The 17,711-nt window shown below is 64.0% G+C and carries 13 protein-coding genes; 3 read left to right on the forward strand and 10 right to left on the reverse strand.

Translation table 11 applies throughout. From position 1 onward, the window contains the following. Window positions 1–3: 3 nt before the first annotated feature. Window positions 4–1,671: a regulator gene (locus FXB38_RS18530; RefSeq protein WP_148752424.1), complete on the reverse strand. Its 1,668-nt coding sequence runs from the start codon at window positions 1,669–1,671 to the stop codon at window positions 4–6. A gap of 4 nt (window positions 1,672–1,675) precedes the next feature. Continuing rightward, window positions 1,676–2,380, reverse strand: a complete 705-nt coding sequence (locus tag FXB38_RS18535) for a cysteine hydrolase family protein (protein ID WP_148752425.1) — start codon at window positions 2,378–2,380, stop codon at window positions 1,676–1,678. Window positions 2,381–3,001: 621 nt separating this feature from the next. On the opposite strand from FXB38_RS18535, the gene FXB38_RS18540 reads away from it, so the two are divergent. Continuing rightward, complete coding sequence (locus tag FXB38_RS18540; protein WP_148752426.1) at window positions 3,002–6,478, forward strand: indolepyruvate ferredoxin oxidoreductase family protein; 3,477 nt, start codon at window positions 3,002–3,004, stop codon at window positions 6,476–6,478. A gap of 141 nt (window positions 6,479–6,619) precedes the next feature. Here FXB38_RS18540 and FXB38_RS18545 read toward each other — a convergent pair whose 3' ends face one another. From FXB38_RS18545 to FXB38_RS18560, 4 genes are all read right to left on the reverse strand, one after another. Continuing rightward, a complete protein-coding gene (locus tag FXB38_RS18545) occupies window positions 6,620–8,347 on the reverse strand; it encodes an FAD-dependent oxidoreductase (protein WP_148752427.1) in 1,728 nt (575 codons plus the stop codon). Window positions 8,348–8,405: 58 nt separating this feature from the next. Next, window positions 8,406–9,425, reverse strand: coding sequence for a S1C family serine protease (locus FXB38_RS18550; RefSeq protein ID WP_148752428.1), 1,020 nt, complete (start codon window positions 9,423–9,425; stop codon window positions 8,406–8,408). Between the two features lie 91 nt (window positions 9,426–9,516). After that, a complete protein-coding gene (locus tag FXB38_RS18555; RefSeq protein ID WP_148752429.1) occupies window positions 9,517–9,966 on the reverse strand; it encodes a gluconate 2-dehydrogenase subunit 3 family protein in 450 nt (149 codons plus the stop codon). Window positions 9,967–9,973: 7 nt separating this feature from the next. After that, a complete protein-coding gene (locus FXB38_RS18560) occupies window positions 9,974–11,572 on the reverse strand; it encodes a GMC family oxidoreductase (protein WP_148752430.1) in 1,599 nt (532 codons plus the stop codon). 200 nt (window positions 11,573–11,772) lie between these two features. On the opposite strand from FXB38_RS18560, the gene FXB38_RS18565 reads away from it, so the two are divergent. Further along, window positions 11,773–12,561 carry a thermonuclease family protein gene (locus tag FXB38_RS18565; protein WP_148752431.1) on the forward strand — a complete coding sequence of 263 codons (789 nt, stop codon included), beginning with the start codon at window positions 11,773–11,775 and terminating at the stop codon, window positions 12,559–12,561. A gap of 214 nt (window positions 12,562–12,775) precedes the next feature. On the opposite strand, the gene cyoD is transcribed toward FXB38_RS18565, so the two are convergent. The 4 genes from cyoD to FXB38_RS18585 are packed head-to-tail and all read right to left on the reverse strand — an operon-like array spanning window position 12,776 to window position 16,626. Next, on the reverse strand, window positions 12,776–13,165 hold the full coding sequence (cyoD, locus tag FXB38_RS18570; RefSeq protein WP_148752432.1) for a cytochrome o ubiquinol oxidase subunit IV: 390 nt from the start codon (window positions 13,163–13,165) through the stop codon (window positions 12,776–12,778). Then, complete coding sequence (locus FXB38_RS18575) at window positions 13,162–13,803, reverse strand: cytochrome (ubi)quinol oxidase subunit III (protein WP_148752433.1); 642 nt, start codon at window positions 13,801–13,803, stop codon at window positions 13,162–13,164. Before FXB38_RS18575 ends, cyoD begins: the two co-directional genes overlap by 4 nt. Then, the gene (cyoB, locus tag FXB38_RS18580; protein WP_148752612.1) at window positions 13,803–15,803 is read right to left on the reverse strand and encodes a cytochrome o ubiquinol oxidase subunit I; all 2,001 of its coding nucleotides are present in this window, start codon (window positions 15,801–15,803) and stop codon (window positions 13,803–13,805) included. Before cyoB ends, FXB38_RS18575 begins: the two co-directional genes overlap by 1 nt. Further along, complete coding sequence (locus FXB38_RS18585) at window positions 15,793–16,626, reverse strand: cytochrome ubiquinol oxidase subunit II family protein (RefSeq protein WP_148752434.1); 834 nt, start codon at window positions 16,624–16,626, stop codon at window positions 15,793–15,795. Before FXB38_RS18585 ends, cyoB begins: the two co-directional genes overlap by 11 nt. Window positions 16,627–16,908: 282 nt before the next feature. On the opposite strand from FXB38_RS18585, the gene FXB38_RS18590 reads away from it, so the two are divergent. Continuing rightward, window positions 16,909–17,709 carry an SDR family NAD(P)-dependent oxidoreductase gene (locus tag FXB38_RS18590; RefSeq protein ID WP_148752435.1) on the forward strand — a complete coding sequence of 267 codons (801 nt, stop codon included), beginning with the start codon at window positions 16,909–16,911 and terminating at the stop codon, window positions 17,707–17,709. Window positions 17,710–17,711: the final 2 nt, after the last annotated feature.

Here is a 17,711-nt window from a genome sequence, read left to right on the forward strand (position 1 = left end):
AAGCTACTCCGCCGGCGCGGCGTGCATCTCCGGATGAGAGGCATAATGCTCGGTGGTGCCGAGCTTGCTGGCCGCGAACAGGCCGGCCGCCATCACGGCATAGGCGAACGCCACCGCAGGCGTCACACCAAAGCCGCCGCCGATGCCGACGGCTTCGCCGTGCATGAAGCCGAAATAGGTCAGTACCGCGCCAACGAGCGCGAAGGCTGTCGCCTTTTCGAAATCGCGCTCGATGATAAAGACGCCGATCGCACCGAGGATGAGGCCACCAAGGATGGAGCCGCCGCCCATCACTTCCAGCCCGTGATAGAACACGCCCTGCTGCGGCAATGCGGCGATCGCTGCGGTCTTGACCGCGTCGGCCTTGTCGGCGGCCATCCCGCCAACCGTTGCTGCGGCCGTCATGGTCGAGCCCAGCATGGTGTCGATCTGGAGCTTGGCCCAGGCGGCGAGATGCGGGGTCAGCGCCAGCACGATCGCCGGCGCGTGCTTGACCGGCGTGGTCTGAAACGCCTGCGCACCGATCAGCATGCCGATATAGAGCAGGATCGGCGAGATCGCGACCACCGGCACCAGCGCCAGCAGCACCGAGATGATGCCGAACCAGGCCAGCACCACCACCATGATGCCGGTCGCAGCCGAATAGCCGATGCGGCCGCCCATCGCCTTCCAGCCGGGATGGCCGATATAGACGGCGTTGATGAAGGGATTGCCCATCAGGCAGCCGATCAGGCTGACGATGCCGTCGGCGGTCAGCACGCGCGTGGTCGGATATTCGTCACCGGCCGCTTCAGCGCTCTCCACATTGTCCATCGCCTCGACCAGGTCATAGATTCCGAACGGAATGGCGGTAACGAGGATGACGCCGAGATATTCGAAGCCGGAGAAGACATAGCCTACCGCCGGGATCGGCACCGAGAAGCCGAAATTGGAGAAGGCAGCCCCCACGCCCGCGATGCTCAATCCGCCGAGGCCGAGCCCGAACAGATTGGAGCCCCAGGCGATGATCATGCCGGCCGCAATGGCAACGAGACCTGCAGGAATGCCTTTCGGATACTTCACACCACCAAACCAGCTCACCAGGATGATGGCGAAGCAGACCAGGCCGATCTGCGGCGTCATGTACATCTCGAGCGCAGGCCGCATCGAGATGAAGGTGACGGAGACGCCGGCAAGCGTGCCGAGCAGCGCTGCGCGCGGCGTGATCTTGCGAATGAACGGCGCGACGAAGCCGCCGATCATGAGGATGAAGCTCTGGAAGAACACCCAGACCAGGCCGGCCGACCAGCCCTTGAGCGGATCGCCGGTCTTGAGCGTGATCGGCAGCATGATCACGAAGGTGACGATGAACATGTGCGGCACGCTGACACCCGAGGGCAGCGCGCAGACGTCGCTGCGGCCGGTCTTCTGCGCCAGGCGATAGGCAAGGAAGGCGTAATAGAAAGTCGACAGGCACATCATCAGCCCGAGCGCGGGCAGGATGCGGCCGAATACGAGACTGTCCGGCATCTTCAATACGAAACGCAGCAGGCCCGTGAGCACCAGCATGTTGACGAGGATATTGGTGCCGAAGCCGAAAAACGCGTTCCAGTCGCCCGATGTCCATAACGCCGGCTTGAACTCGGGCTTGTTCAAATCGGACTTGCCGGCCGTCCCCGTCAATGTGCTCATCATATTACCCCTGTGTGGTCGAAGTCTTCATCGCCTCCAGTACTGCAGCTGAGTCAGCTACCCAGCCGAAGATGCCGCCCTGGGCCTTGATCATCTTCAGGCCCATCTCGTGAAACTCGGGGAAGTAGGATGCGCAACCGTCCGAGATGACGACGCAGCGATAGCCGCGGTCATTGGCCTCGCGCACGGTGGTGTTGACGCACACTTCGGTGGTGACGCCGCACACCAGAAGATTCTCGATGCCATATTGCTCCAGCACATCGGTGAGCTCGGTGGCGTAGAACGCGCCCTTGCCGGGCTTGTCGATGATGACCTCGCTGTCGAGCGGATAAAGCTCCGGGATGATGTCGTGACCGGCTTCGCCACGAATAAGAATGCGGCCCATCGGACCGGGATCGCCGATCCGCAAGGACGGTGCGCCGCGCTCGACTTTCGCCGGCGGCGCATCGGAGAGATCGGGCAGATGGCCCTCTCGGGTGTGAACCACCAGCATGCCGGTGTCGCGCGCAGCCTTCAGCACCGCGCCGATCGGCTTCACGGCGCGCGCGAGCTGACTGACGTCGTTGCCGAGCGTTTCACCGAAGCCACCGGGCTCCATGAAGTCGCGCTGCATGTCGATGATCACGAGCGCGGTGCTCGCCCAGTCGAGCTGGATCGGCTCGGGTTCGGCGCTGATGACGCCCAGTGTCGGCTTGGTTGAGCTCAACATGACTCAAGGCCCCCGCGAGAACTCTCTTTGCCAGGAGTTCTGCAAGCGCCGTGCCATTGTGTACAATTGCGATTGAACGCGCAGCGTAGAGAAATTCGCTGCGCTATCAGAATGTTATCGGATGAGATCGTCTCTGCTTATTCGCTGTGCGACGGCTTTGCGACGTGCATTTGCTCAAAGGATGAGCGCTCTCCGTCGTCATTCCGGGGCGACGCATAAGCGTCGAGCCGGAATCCATCGGGCCGCAATATATGAGGCGAAATGGATTCCGGGCTCACCACTTCGTCGCGCCCCGAATGACGAGCGGAGAGTGTGGCGCTGCCACCCCACCCCAAACAGCTACCGATGTTTTTCCTCATACGCCTACGAATCCTTCAGCGTCGCCGTATTGCGCAACATCGTCGCGACAAACGTCCTTGCCTTTGTCGAACGCGCGTCTTCACCCCCGGGGCTTCTGTACGGCGCCTGCCACAAGCCATGACGAGCGGGAGCGCCACGGATGCGGCCAGCGATATTGACTTCACCGGTCCATGCTCTTGACTGCGACCAGCTGCTTCGCAACCGAAATTCCCTCCCGCAGCGCACACCCTCGCCGGACCAAGAAAAGCAAGGACTTTCGAAATGACGCTGATGCAGGTCGAGCTGGACGACAAGTACCGGCTCGAATCGAAGCGGATCTTCCTGTCCGGCACCCAGGCCTTGGTCCGCCTGCCCATGCTGCAGCGCGAACGCGACCGACTCCAGGGGCTCAACACCGGCGGCTTCATCTCTGGCTATCGCGGTTCCCCGCTCGGCATGTACGATCATGCGCTGTGGCGCGCGAAGTCGCACCTCCAGCAGCACGACATCGCCTTCGTCCCCGGCCTGAACGAGGATCTGGCGGCGACCGCCGTCTGGGGCAGTCAGCAGGTCGGCCTGTTTCCCGGCGCCAAGGTCGATGGCGTATTCGGCATCTGGTACGGCAAGGGCCCCGGCGTCGACCGATCGGTCGACGCGCTCAAGCACGCCAATGCGGCCGGTACCTCGCTCAATGGCGGCGTGCTCGCGCTCGCCGGCGACGACCACGGTTGCCAGTCCTCGACGCTGGCGCATCAGAGCGAGCAGGTGTTCGCGGCAGCCCTGATCCCCGTGATCAATCCGGCTACGCTGCAGGATTATCTCGATCTCGGCCTCTATGGCTTCGCGCTGTCGCGCTTCTCCGGCTGCTGGGTCGGCTTCAAGGCGATCAGCGAGACCGTGGAAAGCTCGGCCTCGATTGACAGCGATCCCGCGCGCATCCAGATCAGGCTTCCCGATGATTTCGAGATGCCGCCCGGCGGCCTCAACATCCGCTGGCCCGATCCGCCGCTGGACGCCGAGCGGCGGTTGTTCGGCCCCAAGATGGCCGCGGTGCAAGCCTTTGCCCGTGCCAACCAGCTCGACCGCATCGTGCTCGATTCAAAGCCCGCGCGGCTCGGCATCGTCGCGACCGGCAAGGCCTATCTCGATCTGCGCCAGGCGCTGGCCGACTTGGGGATCACCGACAAGGACGCGCAGGATCTCGGCCTTCGCATCTACAAGGTCGCACTGACCTGGCCGCTGGAGGAAAGCGGCGCCAGGCGTTTCGCCGAAGGCCTTCAGGACGTGCTGGTGGTCGAGGAAAAGCGCGGCTTCATCGAAGACCAGCTGATGCGCATCCTCTACAACATCGATGCGTCCCGGCGTCCGACCGTCACGGGAAAACGCGACGAAAGCGGCGCGCCGCTGCTGCCGAGCGAAGGCGAGCTGACGCCGACCATCGTTGCGGGCGCGCTGGTGGCGCGGCTGCGCAAGCTCGGTCATCACAGCCCGGTGCTGGAGCAGCGTCTCGCCCGGCTGGAGGCCTTCGACAATCCCGTCACCGCCACCACGCAGATCAAGCTCGCGCGCACGCCGTTCTTCTGCTCGGGCTGCCCGCACAACACCTCGACGCGTGTGCCCGAGGGCAGCCGCGCCATGGCCGGCATCGGCTGCCACGGCATGGCCCTGAGCATGCCGACCCGCCGCACCGACCTGATCTCGCACATGGGCGCCGAGGGCGTGAACTGGATCGGCCAGTCGCCCTTCACCACCGAGAAGCACATTTTTCAGAATCTCGGCGACGGCACCTATACGCATTCCGGGCTCCTCGCCCTTCGCGCGGCATCGGCCGCCGGCATCAACATCACCTACAAGATCCTCTACAACGACGCCGTCGCGATGACGGGCGGCCAGCCGGCCGAGGGCGCCTTTAACGTCGCACAGATCGCGCACCAGGTCTGGGCCGAGGGCGTCAAGCGCCTTGCGATCGTCTCGGACGATCCAAGCAAATATCCCGACGGCAATTACTTCCCGCAAGGCGCGACCATCCATCACCGCCGCGAGCTCGATGCCGTGCAGCGCGAGCTGCGCGACATCACGGGCCTCACGGTCGTGATCTACGATCAGACCTGCGCCGCGGAAAAGCGCCGCCGCCGCAAGCGCGGTCTCTATCCCGATCCCGCCAAGCGCGCCTTCATCAACGAGCTCGTCTGCGAAGGCTGCGGCGATTGCTCACAAGCGTCCAACTGCGTCTCGGTGCAGCCGCTGGAAACCGAGTTCGGCCGCAAGCGCCAGATCGACCAGTCGAACTGCAACAAGGACTTTTCCTGCGTCGAGGGCTTTTGCCCGAGTTTTGTCACCGTGCATGGCGGTTCACTGAAGCGCGTGAAGACGTCGGCGGTGGATTCAGGCCAGATGTTCGCCGATTTGCCGCTGCCGCCCGCGCGTGAACTCGAAGGCCCCTACAACATCCTCGTCACCGGCATCGGCGGCACCGGCGTCATCACCATCGGCGCCCTGCTCGGCATGGCCGCTCATGTCGACGGCCGCGGCTGCTCGGCGCTGGATTTCACCGGCCTGTCGCAGAAGAACGGCGCCGTGATGAGTCATGTCCGTATCGCACAGAGGCCGGAGGACATTTCCGCGGTCCGTATCACGACCGGCGGCGCGGACGTCATCCTCGGCTGCGACATGATCGTCTCGGCCGGCCCCACCGCGCTGAGCCGCGCCGAGCGCGGGGTGACCAAGGCCTTTATCAACGCCGACCTGCAGCCGACCGCCAGCTTCGTGCAAAACCCCGATCTCGATTTCGAGATGGGCACGATGCAGACCGTGCTGCGCGACGCCATCGGCGACAAGAACCTCGACATCATCGACGCGACGGGCGTCGCCGCGGCGCTGATGGGCGACAGCATCGCGACCAATCCCTTCATGCTCGGCTTCGCCTTCCAGAAGGGCGCGATCCCGCTGTCGCTGGAGGCCGTGCTCCGCGCCATCGAGATCAACGGCGCCGCGATCGAGATGAACAAGCTCGCCTTCACCTGGGGACGGCTGGCCGCCCACGACATGTCGCGCGTGCGCAGCGTGCTCGAGTTCAAGAGCCGGGCGAGCGCGCCGACGAAGTCGCTCGACGACATCATCGCGACCCGCGCCGAATTCCTGACGGGATATCAGGACAAGGCCTACGCGGATCGCTATCTCGCGGCCGTCGCCAAGGTGCGCAAGGCGGAAACGGCTACCTCGCCCGCGTCCACTGAGCTGACCGAAGCGGTCGCAAAAAACCTGTTCAAGCTGATGTCCTACAAGGACGAGTACGAGGTCGCGCGGCTCTACACCGACGGCAGTTTTGCCAGGAAGGTGTCGGAGAAATTCGACGGTGACTTCACGCTGAAGTTCCATCTGGCGCCGCCGATCTTCGCGCAGCGTGACAAGACGACCGGGCATCTGCAGAAGAAGGAGTTTGGCGGCTGGATGATCCACGCCTTCCGCGTGCTGGCGAAGCTCAAGTTTTTGCGAGGCGGCGCGTTCGATCCGTTCGGCCGCACCGAGGAGCGGCGGGCGGAGCGCAAGCTGATCGAGGAATATCTGTCGATGATTGATCAGCGGACAGCCGGCCTGCAGGCGGAGGAAATTCCGCTGCTGGCGAGGCTTGCCCGCGTGCCGGAGACGATCCGCGGCTTCGGCCATGTCAAGGAGGCGAACGTCAAGCTGGCTGCGGCCGAGAAGGCGCGGCTCGAGGCCGAGCTGGAGAACAGCCGTTTCGCCGCGGCGGCGGAGTAACGACGAGAGGGGCAAGCCCTCTGCTCGTCATTGCGAGGAGCCCTTGCGACGAAGCAATCAAGACTGCCACCGTGGAATGATTCCTGGATTGCTTCGCTGCGCTCGCAATGACGGAGATTGTGGATACAGCGGAGATAACGATCAGAGGGATAGCTTGGCAGCACGCGTCGCCGTCACCACACTCCCCTCCGCCAGATGTCGTCCCGCGATATACCCGAACGTCAGCGCCGGCCCGAGCGTGATGCCCGGCCCGGGATAATTCCCATTCATGATCGAGCCCATGTCGTTGCCGCAGGCGTAAAGGCCCGCGATCGGCGTGCCGTCCGCGCGCAGCACGCGCGCCTGCGCGTCCACCTTCATGCCGATGGCGGTGCCGAGATCGGCCGGGTAGATGCGCATCGCGAAGAATGGCGCATGGTGGATCGACGCGACGCAAGGGTTTGGCTTATGGCTGATATCGCCGAGGTGCCGCTGGTAGATGGTGCTGCCACGGCCGAATTCGGGATCGCGGCCCTCCTTCGCGCCGGAATTGTAGCTCGCGATCGTCGCACTCAGCACAGACGGCTTGATGCCGATCTTCGCCGCGAGCTGCGCGATATCAGGCGCCTCGATCAACTCGCCGCTCGCGATATAGCGCCTGGTACCACGCGCAAATGGCTTGATGCGGCCGAGGCCATAGCTCCACAGGAACTGACGGTCGCAGATCAGATAGAACGGCCGATCCGGCTCGCCATTGCCATCGCGCAGCATGGCGAGCACGAACTCATGGTAGGACAGCGCCTCGTTGACGAAGCGTCGCCCCGCGGCGTTGACGGCGATCACGCCGGGCTTGGCGCGGTCCGTCACGGTATGCGGGAAGACGCCGCGGCTGCCGTCGTCACGGCGGAACAGCGAAGCAGGTACCCAATAGGCCGGGCTGGTCGCCTCCGTGTTGAGCGCAGCACTGGCCGTCATCGCGAGCCGAAGCCCGTCGCCTGTACCTGCTGTGCTGGTCGCCGAGACGAAGCCGGCCGCAGGCGGGAAAAAGCGCTTGCGCAACGCGGCGTCGTGCGAAAAGCCGCCGGTCGCCAGCACGACACCTCGCCTCGCTGCGATGGAGCGATCGCGTGAGCCATGGCGAATGACCACGCCGCTGACTCGATCGCCCTGCACCGACAAATCCTCGACATCGGCGCTGAAGAGGATCTCGACCTGCCGCGCCAGCAGCGACGCATAGAGCCGCGCCGCAAGCGCATTGCCGAGATGCAATGTCGTGCCGCGGGGCCAGCGCAGCCGCTGCAGCGCATACTCCGAGACCAGCCGCGCCGCACGCAAGGTCGAGCGCAGCGATTTTCCGATCCGGCGCAGATGCCGGATGTCGAGGCGATTGACCATCATCCCGCCGAACAGCGTGAACTCCGGCAATGGCGCACGCAGCCGCGCGAAATGCGCGCCCAGCCGGGTGCCGTCGAACGCAACTGGCTCCAGCACGCGTCCGCCCGGCGTCGCACCGAGCCGCTCCGGATAAAAGTCCGGATAGGCTTTCACCGGCTGCAGGCGAACTTCCGTGTTGGCTTCGAGATAGGCAACCGCCTCTGGCCCACGCGCAAGGAAGGCAGCGCGCAGGCCCGCATTGGCGGGCTCCGGCACCGTGCTCGACAGATACCGAACGGCATCCGTGATGCTGTCGGCGAGCCCCGCCTCCTTCATCCTGGCATTGGCAGGGATCCACACCATGCCGCCGGACCACGCGGTCGTGCCACCGACAAAGGCGGTCTTCTCGATCACCAGCACGTGCAACCCTTCGGCGGCGGCAACCGCCGCAGCGGTCATGCCGCCGGCACCGGCGCCGATGACAATGACGTCGTAGGTCTCATGCGCCGGCATCATGCGGCGAGGGTCCGGAGGCGAGGCATGACACCGTCATACCCCGCCTGTGGCCTCACAGCTAGCGCTGCGGCTTCCGCTCGATCGGATCGATCTCGATCGCCCGCAGGCGCCCGAGTCGCAGCACGTCCATGGCGAGCCGCCGGCCGATCCGGTCGCGGTCGAGCACCCGGATCAGATCGTCGACGCCGTTGATGTCGACACCGTCCAGCCTGATCACGACGTCGCCTGGCAACAGGCCCGCCTTCGCCGCCGGGCCGTCCTGCTCGATCTGCATCAGGAGCGCGCCCATCTTGTTCTCGACGCCGGCCAGCACCGCGTGCCGCCGCGGGACCGGTGCGGTCTGTCCGGCAACGCCGATGAAGGCGCGGCGGACGTAACCATGACGGATGATCTCCGAGAGCACGAACTGCGCGGTATTGCTGGCAACCGCAAAGCAGATGCCTTGCGCGCCATTGATGATCGCGGTGTTGATGCCGATCACCTCTGCATTCGACGACACCAGCGGTCCGCCGGAATTGCCAGGATTGAGCGCGGCATCGGTCTGGATCACGTCCTCGATGGTGCGGCCGCTGACGGAGCGGATCGAGCGCCCGAGCGCCGAGACGACGCCGGCGGTGACGGTCGATTCAAAGCCGAGCGGATTGCCGATCGCGATCACAAGCTGGCCGCGCCGCAACGTCTTCGAGTTGCCAAGCGCGGCATAGGGCAAGTCGCGCACGCCATTGGCGCGCAACAGCGCCAGATCTGTATCAGGGTCGACGCCGAGCACCCGGGCGTCGCCGACGTTGCCCTCGACGTCCCGCAGCCGGATCTCCTTGGAGGTCCCAACCACATGGCTGTTGGTGAGGACGAGCCCATCCGGCGAGATCACGATGCCCGAGCCGAGCCCGCCCCGTTCGCGGCCGTTCGGCACTTTTGGCCCGGTCTCGACGCGGACGACGGCTGGACCGACGCGGTCGGTGACGTCGATCACGGCATTGGAATAGGCGTCCAGCAGGGCCCGGTCATTGTCCGCGACAGCCGCCGCCGTTCGCGATGACACCGCGTCATCGACGATATCTGAAGTGAAATCCAGCATGGCAAAAGTCCTTGAGGCTCACACAGATGGTGGCCTGTTCCGTCAGGCGCAAGTGGCCCGTCTGGGGCGCAAGGCTGGACTGCCTAGGTGGCTAGGGTGCCCGCCGCAACGTACCGGACCTGGCCTTGACCGGGTCGAGCAGCGACCAGTCGCCGTCCGGGAGCACATAGCCGTTGGGGAACGGCGCGCGCAGCTCGAGCCCGAGCGAGCGCAGCACGCGATCGTCGCGGTAGTAGCATTGCAGCACTACGCGAACGAGTGTCGCGGCCGCCGCGCCGCCCTGCTTGCGAAGCTCCTGCGCCACTGCATCGCGCCTGGCGGCATCAAGCTCCGCGAGCGGCTGGCCGGCAAGCCGCGCCAGATGGTCCAGCGCCGCCGTCACCAATTTGGCGTCGCGGCCGAGCGTAGCAAGAATGTCGGCCTGGATCGCGGGATCATCGGCGCCGGGCACCTTGTGCTCGTCGCTGGCGGGAACGATCATCGCTGCGATAGTGCGGAGGTCGTCGCGCTGGGCGCGCGTGAGTTGATTGTCTGCGGACATAGCGGCCTCAGTCGAACAAATTGGCAAGGCGCTGCTTCATCTGGTCGGCGATGTAGAGCGCGAGGGCCTGGATGGTGGACGTCGGATTCACGCCGCCCGAGGTGACGAAGATGCTGCCGTCGACGATAAACAGGTTCTTCACGTCATGCGTGCGGCCCCATTCGTTGACGACGGAGCGTTTTGGGTCGGTGCCCATCCGCGCGGTGCCGAGCAGATGCCAGCCGCCCCACGGGATCGGCGAATTGATGCAGATGTCGGTTGCGCCGGCTGTCTCGAGAATCTCGCGGCCACGGGCGAGCGCATGGTCCATCATCTTCCGGCTGTTCTCGCTGATCGTGTAGTTGATCTTCGGCGCGGGGATTCCGTGGCTGTCCTTCAGCACCGGATCGAGCGTGACCTGGTTGTGCTCCTCCGGCAGGTCCTCGCAGATCGCGGAGAACCCGAGCCGATGGCCGTTGAGCTTGCGGAAGACGCGGTGATGATCTGCGCCCCAGGGCAGAATGCCCTTCTGCTCGCTGACGACAGCCTCGAACACCGGCCCGGCCCCGCGCACGAACTGGACGCCATACCCGCGCACGAAGCCGCGCGACAGGTCCGTGTCATACCACTGCTTGCTCCACAGGCAGGTCGGCGGCGCGCGGTTGCTGTCGGTCGGCTCCTTCACGTAACCATAGATCTGCGCATAGGGGTGGAACATCAAATTCCTGCCGACGAGGCCTGACGAGTTGGCAAGACCGTCCGGGAAGCGGTCAGATTTCGAGTTCAGCAGCAGCCGCGGCGTGCCGACGCCGTTGCAGGCGATGATGACGACGTGCGCCGGCTGGAACTGCTCGACCCCGTCCTTGTCGTAATAGACCACGCCCGCGGCCATGCCGTTCTCGTCGGTCGTGATCTCGCGTACCCGGCAATGGGTGCGCAGCTCGACGCCGGCGCGGACGGCATGCGGCCAATAGGTGATGTCGGTCGAGGATTTTGCACCTTGCGCGCAGGCCGGCGTACAATGGCCGAGATTGATGCAGCGGGCGCGGCCATCATAATCCATGGTCGCAACCGTCGTGTCCGACGGCCACCAGTGCCAGCCGAGCTTGTTCATGGCCTTGCCGATGATGGCCCCGGACAATCCAAGCGGCTGTTGCGGCATCGGCGGATGCGTCAGCGGCGACAGCGGATCGCCCGATAGACCTGATGTGCCCATCATCCGGTCGTTCTCTTCGAAGAACGGGGTCAGGGCGTCGTAATCGATCGGCCAGTCGTCGGCGACGCCGTCCAGCGTCTTCACCTTGAAATCAGAGGGATGCAGTCGCGGCCAATGCGCGGTGTACATCACCGTCGAGCCACCGACCGCATTATAGTTGACGACCTTGATCGGCGAATTGTCGTCGTTGATCGGATAATCTTCGGGTCGGCCGCGGACATTCGGGCTCGACGACCACTCGCCGTAGAATTTGGCCTCCCAGTCGCGGCCCGTGCTGGGATATTCCGCCGGATTCATCCAGCCGCCCTGCTCCAGGCAGAGAATGTGCATCTTGGTCTCGGCCAGCGACCACGCCACTGCGGCGCCCGAAGCGCCGGCGCCGATGATCAGGACGTCCACGGGGTCTTTCATCAAAAAATCTTCCTCCCGCCCTCGCCGCTTCGCGGGCGATTCGGCCGTCACGGCTCACAAGGCCGGCAAACGATAGGGGTAGACCGGCCGGCGAGTAAAGGCTCGCGCGCGAATGTCGCACTTCGCACAGCGCAGACCATTGGTATCGTCCCAGCCGGATGCTAGGAACGGAGGCCAAGAGCAATCGATAGCGAGAGATTATGTCCGTCGAGAATTCATTTGCCGCAGCCCGCGCCTTCGCGCTCGTTTTATTTCTCGCTCTGTCCGGATCTCTGGGGATCTCCAGCCCCGCCACCGCGCTGACCGCCGCCGCGACCGTCCGTGACGCCAATTCCATTCAGCTCGGCGACGTCACCTACCGGCTCGACGGCGTCGACGCGCCCGAGCTGGACCAGATCTGCATCGACGATCACGCCGATCCCTGGACCTGCGGCATCGAGGCCCGCGACCAGCTCACCAAGCTGGTCGGCGGAAAGCCCGTGCGTTGCGACGATGTCGGTCCCGAGAAGAATTTTGGCAAGCGCCACCGCGCGGTCTGCACGGTCGAGGGCGACAAGGTCTCGTTGAACGAGCAGCTGCTCAAACTGGGCTTTGCCATCGCGCGCGAGCCCACCAAGGCCAACGTCAAGCCGGCGGCTGCCGAAGCCAAGACGGCATCTGCCGGCATCTGGAAGGGCTGCTTTGTTGCACCGCAAGAATTCCGCACCGGCAAGAAAGATGGCGCCCTGCTCGGCGCCGCCTGCCGCGCCGACCGCGACAAGGAGATTCGCGCGGTGCTGTTTCCGGAAGAACTGACGGCGCCGCCGAGCTGCGCCATCAAGGGCAAGCTCGCTGTGCGCGCGCGCGTCACCGGCAATATCGGCATCTATCATCTGCGGGGCTGCCCGAGCTACGCCGCAACCACCCAGCCGGACCGCTGGTTCTGCTCGGAGGACGACGCGCAGGCCTCGGGCTTCCGCAGGGCCTACAATTGCCGCCGGCCAAAGTGAGCAAGTGGTTCACGCAGCCGTGAGTGGTAGACCGAGACAGTATTGATCCGGAATTGAACTCCGTCGCGAATTGGTACACTCATAAACGTGCGCACGCGCCTTGCGCGAGTGCATCCTTGGCAGGCGATCCTCATCGGATTGTCTTTGCTCGGGCGTTTCCTCCCTAGACTTGGGCCGCTTGTCACAACAAGCGGCTCTTCTTTTCTGCGCGGCGCTAGCTGTGCATCCGAATGAACTGATCCATCGGCGGCATGTTCTGATTGAGATGCGCCATGATCCAGACGGTTCCGCCCACCACCAGGAACACGACCAGCAGCCCGAAGGCCAGCGCCAGCACGTTGTTGGTGTTGTCAGGCCCCGTGGTGATGTGCAGGAAGAACACCAGATGCACGCCCATCTGCGCGATCGCAAGCACGATCAGCGCGACGGGAATGGAAGGCTGCCAGACCAGATCGGTGCCGGCGATGAAGAATGACGTTGCCGTCAGGAGCAGCGCCAGGCCGAGACCAACAACGTAGCCAACGATCCGCTCACCTACGCTGTGCTGCTCTTCTTCGCCCGGAGCGAGATCATGTTCAGTCCGCGCGTGCGTCTGATCGCTCATACGCCACTCCCTAGCAGATAGACGACGGAAAAGACGCCGACCCAGATGATGTCGAGCGCGTGCCAGAACAGCGCGAAGCACATCATCCGGCGCAGGACGTCGGCGCGAAAGCCCTTGGCGAAGACCTGGGCCATCATGGTGAGCAGCCAGAGCACTCCGGCCGACACATGCAGGCCGTGACACCCGACCAGCGAGAAGAACGCAGTCAGGAAGGCACTGCGCGACGGGCCATAGCCGCGGGAGACGAGATCGGCGAATTCGCGGAACTCGATCAAGAGGAAGATGAGGCCGAGCACGCAGGTCACGGCCATGCCGAGATAGAACCAGAACCGGTTGCGGACGTCGGCCGCAATGCTCGCCATGCCACAAGTGAAGCTCGACAGCAGCAGGCAAACCGTCTCGATCGCAACGTTCCGCTGCTCGAAGATCTCCGAGCCTTTCGGGCCGTCGGCGGTCTGGCTGACCAGCACCGCATAGGCCGCGAAGAAGCAGGAGAACATCACGATGTCGGAGAGCAGGAAGACCCAGAAGCCGTAAGCCGTCACGATGCGCTTCGATGCGGGGCCGGGATGCTCGACGACGAGCCCGATGTGATGGGGATCGGCATGGGCGCGGCCGACGGTCGCTGTCATCGACATCAGATCGCTCCCGCCATGCTGACGAGGCTGCGCCGTTCCTCGAGATTGATACGGTCGATGCGCGCGACTTCGTCCGCCGGAATGACGTATTCGTCATGGTCGCGCCAGGCGAACACGACGAAGGTCGCGAACGCGCCAATGCCGCCCAAGATCACCATCCACCAGATGTGCCAGATCAGCGCAAAGCCCATGATGGTGGCGAAGAACGCGCAGACGAAACCCGTCGGAGAGTTCCTGGGCATCTCGATGTCGTGGTATTCGGGCGCAGTGTGCTCGAGCGATTGCTGCTGGGCGTGAATCTTTATGTCCCAATAGGCGTCTTCGCCGCGCACGTCGGGATGGAAGGCGAAATTGAACACCGGCGGCGGCGACGAGGTCGCCCATTCCAAGGAGCGGCCGTCCCAGGGATCGCCGGTGCGGTCGCGCAAAGCCTCGCGGTTGCGGATGCTGACAACGAGCTGCATGATCTGGCAGATCACGCCGATCGACAACACGGCCATGCCGATCGCAGCCACGATCATCCAGGGTCGCCACTCCGCGACGTCATAGTGCTGCATGCGCCGCGTCATGCCGAGCATGCCGGCGACATAGAGCGGAAGGAAGGTGACATAGAAGCCTGAGAAGGTAAACCAGAACGCGAGCTTGCCCCAGCGCTCGTCGAGGCGGAAGCCGAACGCCTTGGGAAACCAGTATTCGAAGCCGGCGAAGGCGCCGAACAGCACGCCGCCGATGATGACGTTGTGGAAATGCGCCACCAGGAACATGCTGTTGTGAAGCATGAAATCCGCCGGCGGCACCGCAACCAGTACGCCGGTCAAGCCGCCGATGATGAAGGTGACCATGAAGCCGACCGCCCACAGCATCGGCGTCGCAAAGCGGATCCGGCCACCATACATCGTGAACAGCCAGTTGTAGATCTTCACCCCCGTCGGCACCGCGATGATCATGCTGGCGATGCCGAAGATGGCGTTGACATCGGGACCCGCGCCCATCGTGAAGAAATGGTGCAGCCAAACCATGAAGGAGATGATGCAGATCGCCATGGTGGCGAGCACCATCGAACGGTAACCGAACAGCGCCTTGCCGGAAAAGGTCGACACCACCTCGGAGAAGATGCCGAAGGCCGGCAGCACGAGGATGTAGACCTCCGGATGGCCCCAGGCCCAGATCAAATTCATGAACATCATGACGTTGCCACCGGCCTCGTTGGTGAAGAAGTGGAAGCCAAGATAACGGTCGAGCAGCAGCATCGCGAGCGTCGCGGTGAGGATCGGGAACGCCGCAACGATCAGGAGGTTCGAAGCCAGCGTGGTCCAGCAAAACATCGGCATGCGCAGATAGTTCATGCCCTTGGTGCGCAGCTTCAGCACTGTCGTGACGAGATTGATGCCTGCGACCAGCGTGCCGACGCCGGAGATCTGCAGCGACCAGGCGTAATAGTCGACGCCGACGCCCGGCGAATAGGACAGTTCCGATAGCGGCGGAAAGGCGAGCCAGCCGGTGCGCGCGAACTCGCCGATCACGAGCGACAGGTTGACCAGCAGCGCGCCTGTCGCGGTCAGCCAGAAGCCGACTGAATTCAGCGTCGGAAAAGCGACGTCGCGCACGCCGAGCTGAAGCGGCACGACGAGGTTCATCAAGCCGATCACGAACGGCATCGCCACGAAGAAGATCATGATGGTGCCGTGGGCCGAAAAGATCTGGTTGTAGTGTTCCGGCGGAAGATAGCCCTGCGACTGGTACGCGATCGCCTGCTGTATCCGCATCATGATGGCATCGCTGCCGCCCCGCAGCAGCATCACTGAAGCCAGCAAGATGTACATCACGCCGATGCGCTTGTGATCGACGCTGGTGATCCATTCGTGCCAGAGATAGGGCAGATGGCCCTTCACGATGACCCAGATCAGCACTGCCAGTATCCCCACCAGCACCACGGCGCCCGCGATCAGCGGAATCGGCTGGCCGAACGGGATCACCGACCAATCGAGCTTACCGAGCATCATGGCCTCCACTGTGCGGTCGGCCGGCATCGGATAGCAGTTCCGGTCCGGGCCCGGGCGGGATGTGCTGGGTCGAGATCAGGTCGAACAGGCGCGGGTCCTCGAGGCGATAGGTCGGCCTGCCCGTCTCAATGCCCTGCTGCATCAACTTCTTATAGCTGTCCTCATTCAGCACAGCGTCGGTTTTCGCGGTGGTCGCCACCCAATCCGGAAAAGCGAGCGACGAGACTACGTTGACGTCGAACATCATGTCGGGAAAGCCATCGCCGGAGAAATGCGCCGACAGACCCTGGAGCTTGCCCTCGTTATCAGCGCGCAGGTTCAGCCGCGTCACCATCCCGTTCATGGTGTAGATCATGCTGCCGAGTTGCGGGATGAAGAACGTGTTCATCACGCTCGACGACGTCAGCTGAAAATTCAGCTCGGCGCCGGCCGGCACTGTCAATGTGTTGACGGTGGCGATGCGCTGGTCGGGATAGATGAACAGCCACTTCCAGTCGAGCGAGACGGCCTGGATCCGCACAGGGCTCCCGGTCCCCGGCACCGGTGCTGCGGGATCGAGCTTATGCGAGCCGATCCAGGCAACGCCGCCGAGCAGGATCACGGTCAGTGCGGGGATCGCCCACACCACCATCTCGACGCGCCCGGAATAAACGAAGTCGGGTTGGAAGCGCGCCTTCGGATTGGATGCGCGAAACCAGAACGCAAAAGCCAGAATCGCGAAAATGGTCGGCACCACGATCGCGAGCATGATGAAAACGGAATCGACCAAAATGGTGCTGTTGGCCGCAGCTACGGGCCCTTGTGGATCAAGCAGATTCATCGGCAAGCCACTGGCGGTTGGGAGTCCCCGAGGGAAGCGTAGCGCGAAAAGCCCCCAGCAACAAACGCAGTTGCGTGCAGACGGTTCCACAACACGCCTGCTCGAGCCCGAGCCGTCCCGTGCCGCGGCATGCAATTCCATGCGATGTCAATGACATCGGCGCGTGTTGGCAGGCCTTCTCACCTCAGCGCTCCGTTGCTAATTTGCACGAAAATATCGGGATGGAACGATATGCAGGGCCCTGAGGACGATGCCGGCCTCGCCGGCCGGGAGTGAACTGAGATGCGCCTGAAGGACAAGATTGCGATCATCGTTGGCGCCGGGCAGAGCCCAGGCGAGGGCATGGGCAACGGCCGCGCCACCGCGCTGACCTTCGCGCGTGAGGGCGCGAAGGTGCTGTGCGTCGATCATCATCTGGAATCGGCGCAGGAAACTGTCGATCTGATCGCCGCAAAGCAAGGCATCGCCGCGGCCTTCAAGGCCGACGTGACCAAGTCTGCCGACATCAAGGCGATGGTCGCCGACGCCAAATCGCGCTGGGGCCGCATCGACGTGCTACACAACAATGTCGGCGTCAGCCTGTCCGGCGGCGATGCGGAGCTGCTAGAGATCACCGAGGAAGCGTTCGACCGCGTCGTCGCCATCAATCTGAAGAGCTGCATTCTGGCGGCCAAGGAAGTGATCCCGATCATGCGCGCGCAAGAGAGCGGCGCCATCATCAACATCTCCTCGATGGCCGCGATCACCACCTATCCTTACGTTGCGTACAAGGCGACGAAATCGGCGATGATCGCTTTCACGGAACAGCTCGCCTACCAGAACGCCGAATACGGCATCCGCGCCAACGTCATCCTGCCCGGCCTGATGAACACGCCAATGGCGGTGGACACCCGCGCCCGCGAATGGTCCAAGACCCGCGCCGAAGTCGAAGCCGAACGCGACAGCAAGGTGCCGCTGCGCAAGAAGATGGGCACCGGATGGGACGTCGCAAACGCTGCGCTGTTCCTGGCGTCGGACGAGGCGAATTTCATTACGGGCGTGACGCTGCCCGTGGATGGCGGGGCGAGTGTGAGGCGGGGATGAGG

Source organism: Bradyrhizobium cytisi (genome assembly GCF_008123515.1).
Taxonomy (GTDB): Bacteria; Pseudomonadota; Alphaproteobacteria; order Rhizobiales; family Xanthobacteraceae; genus Bradyrhizobium; species Bradyrhizobium cytisi.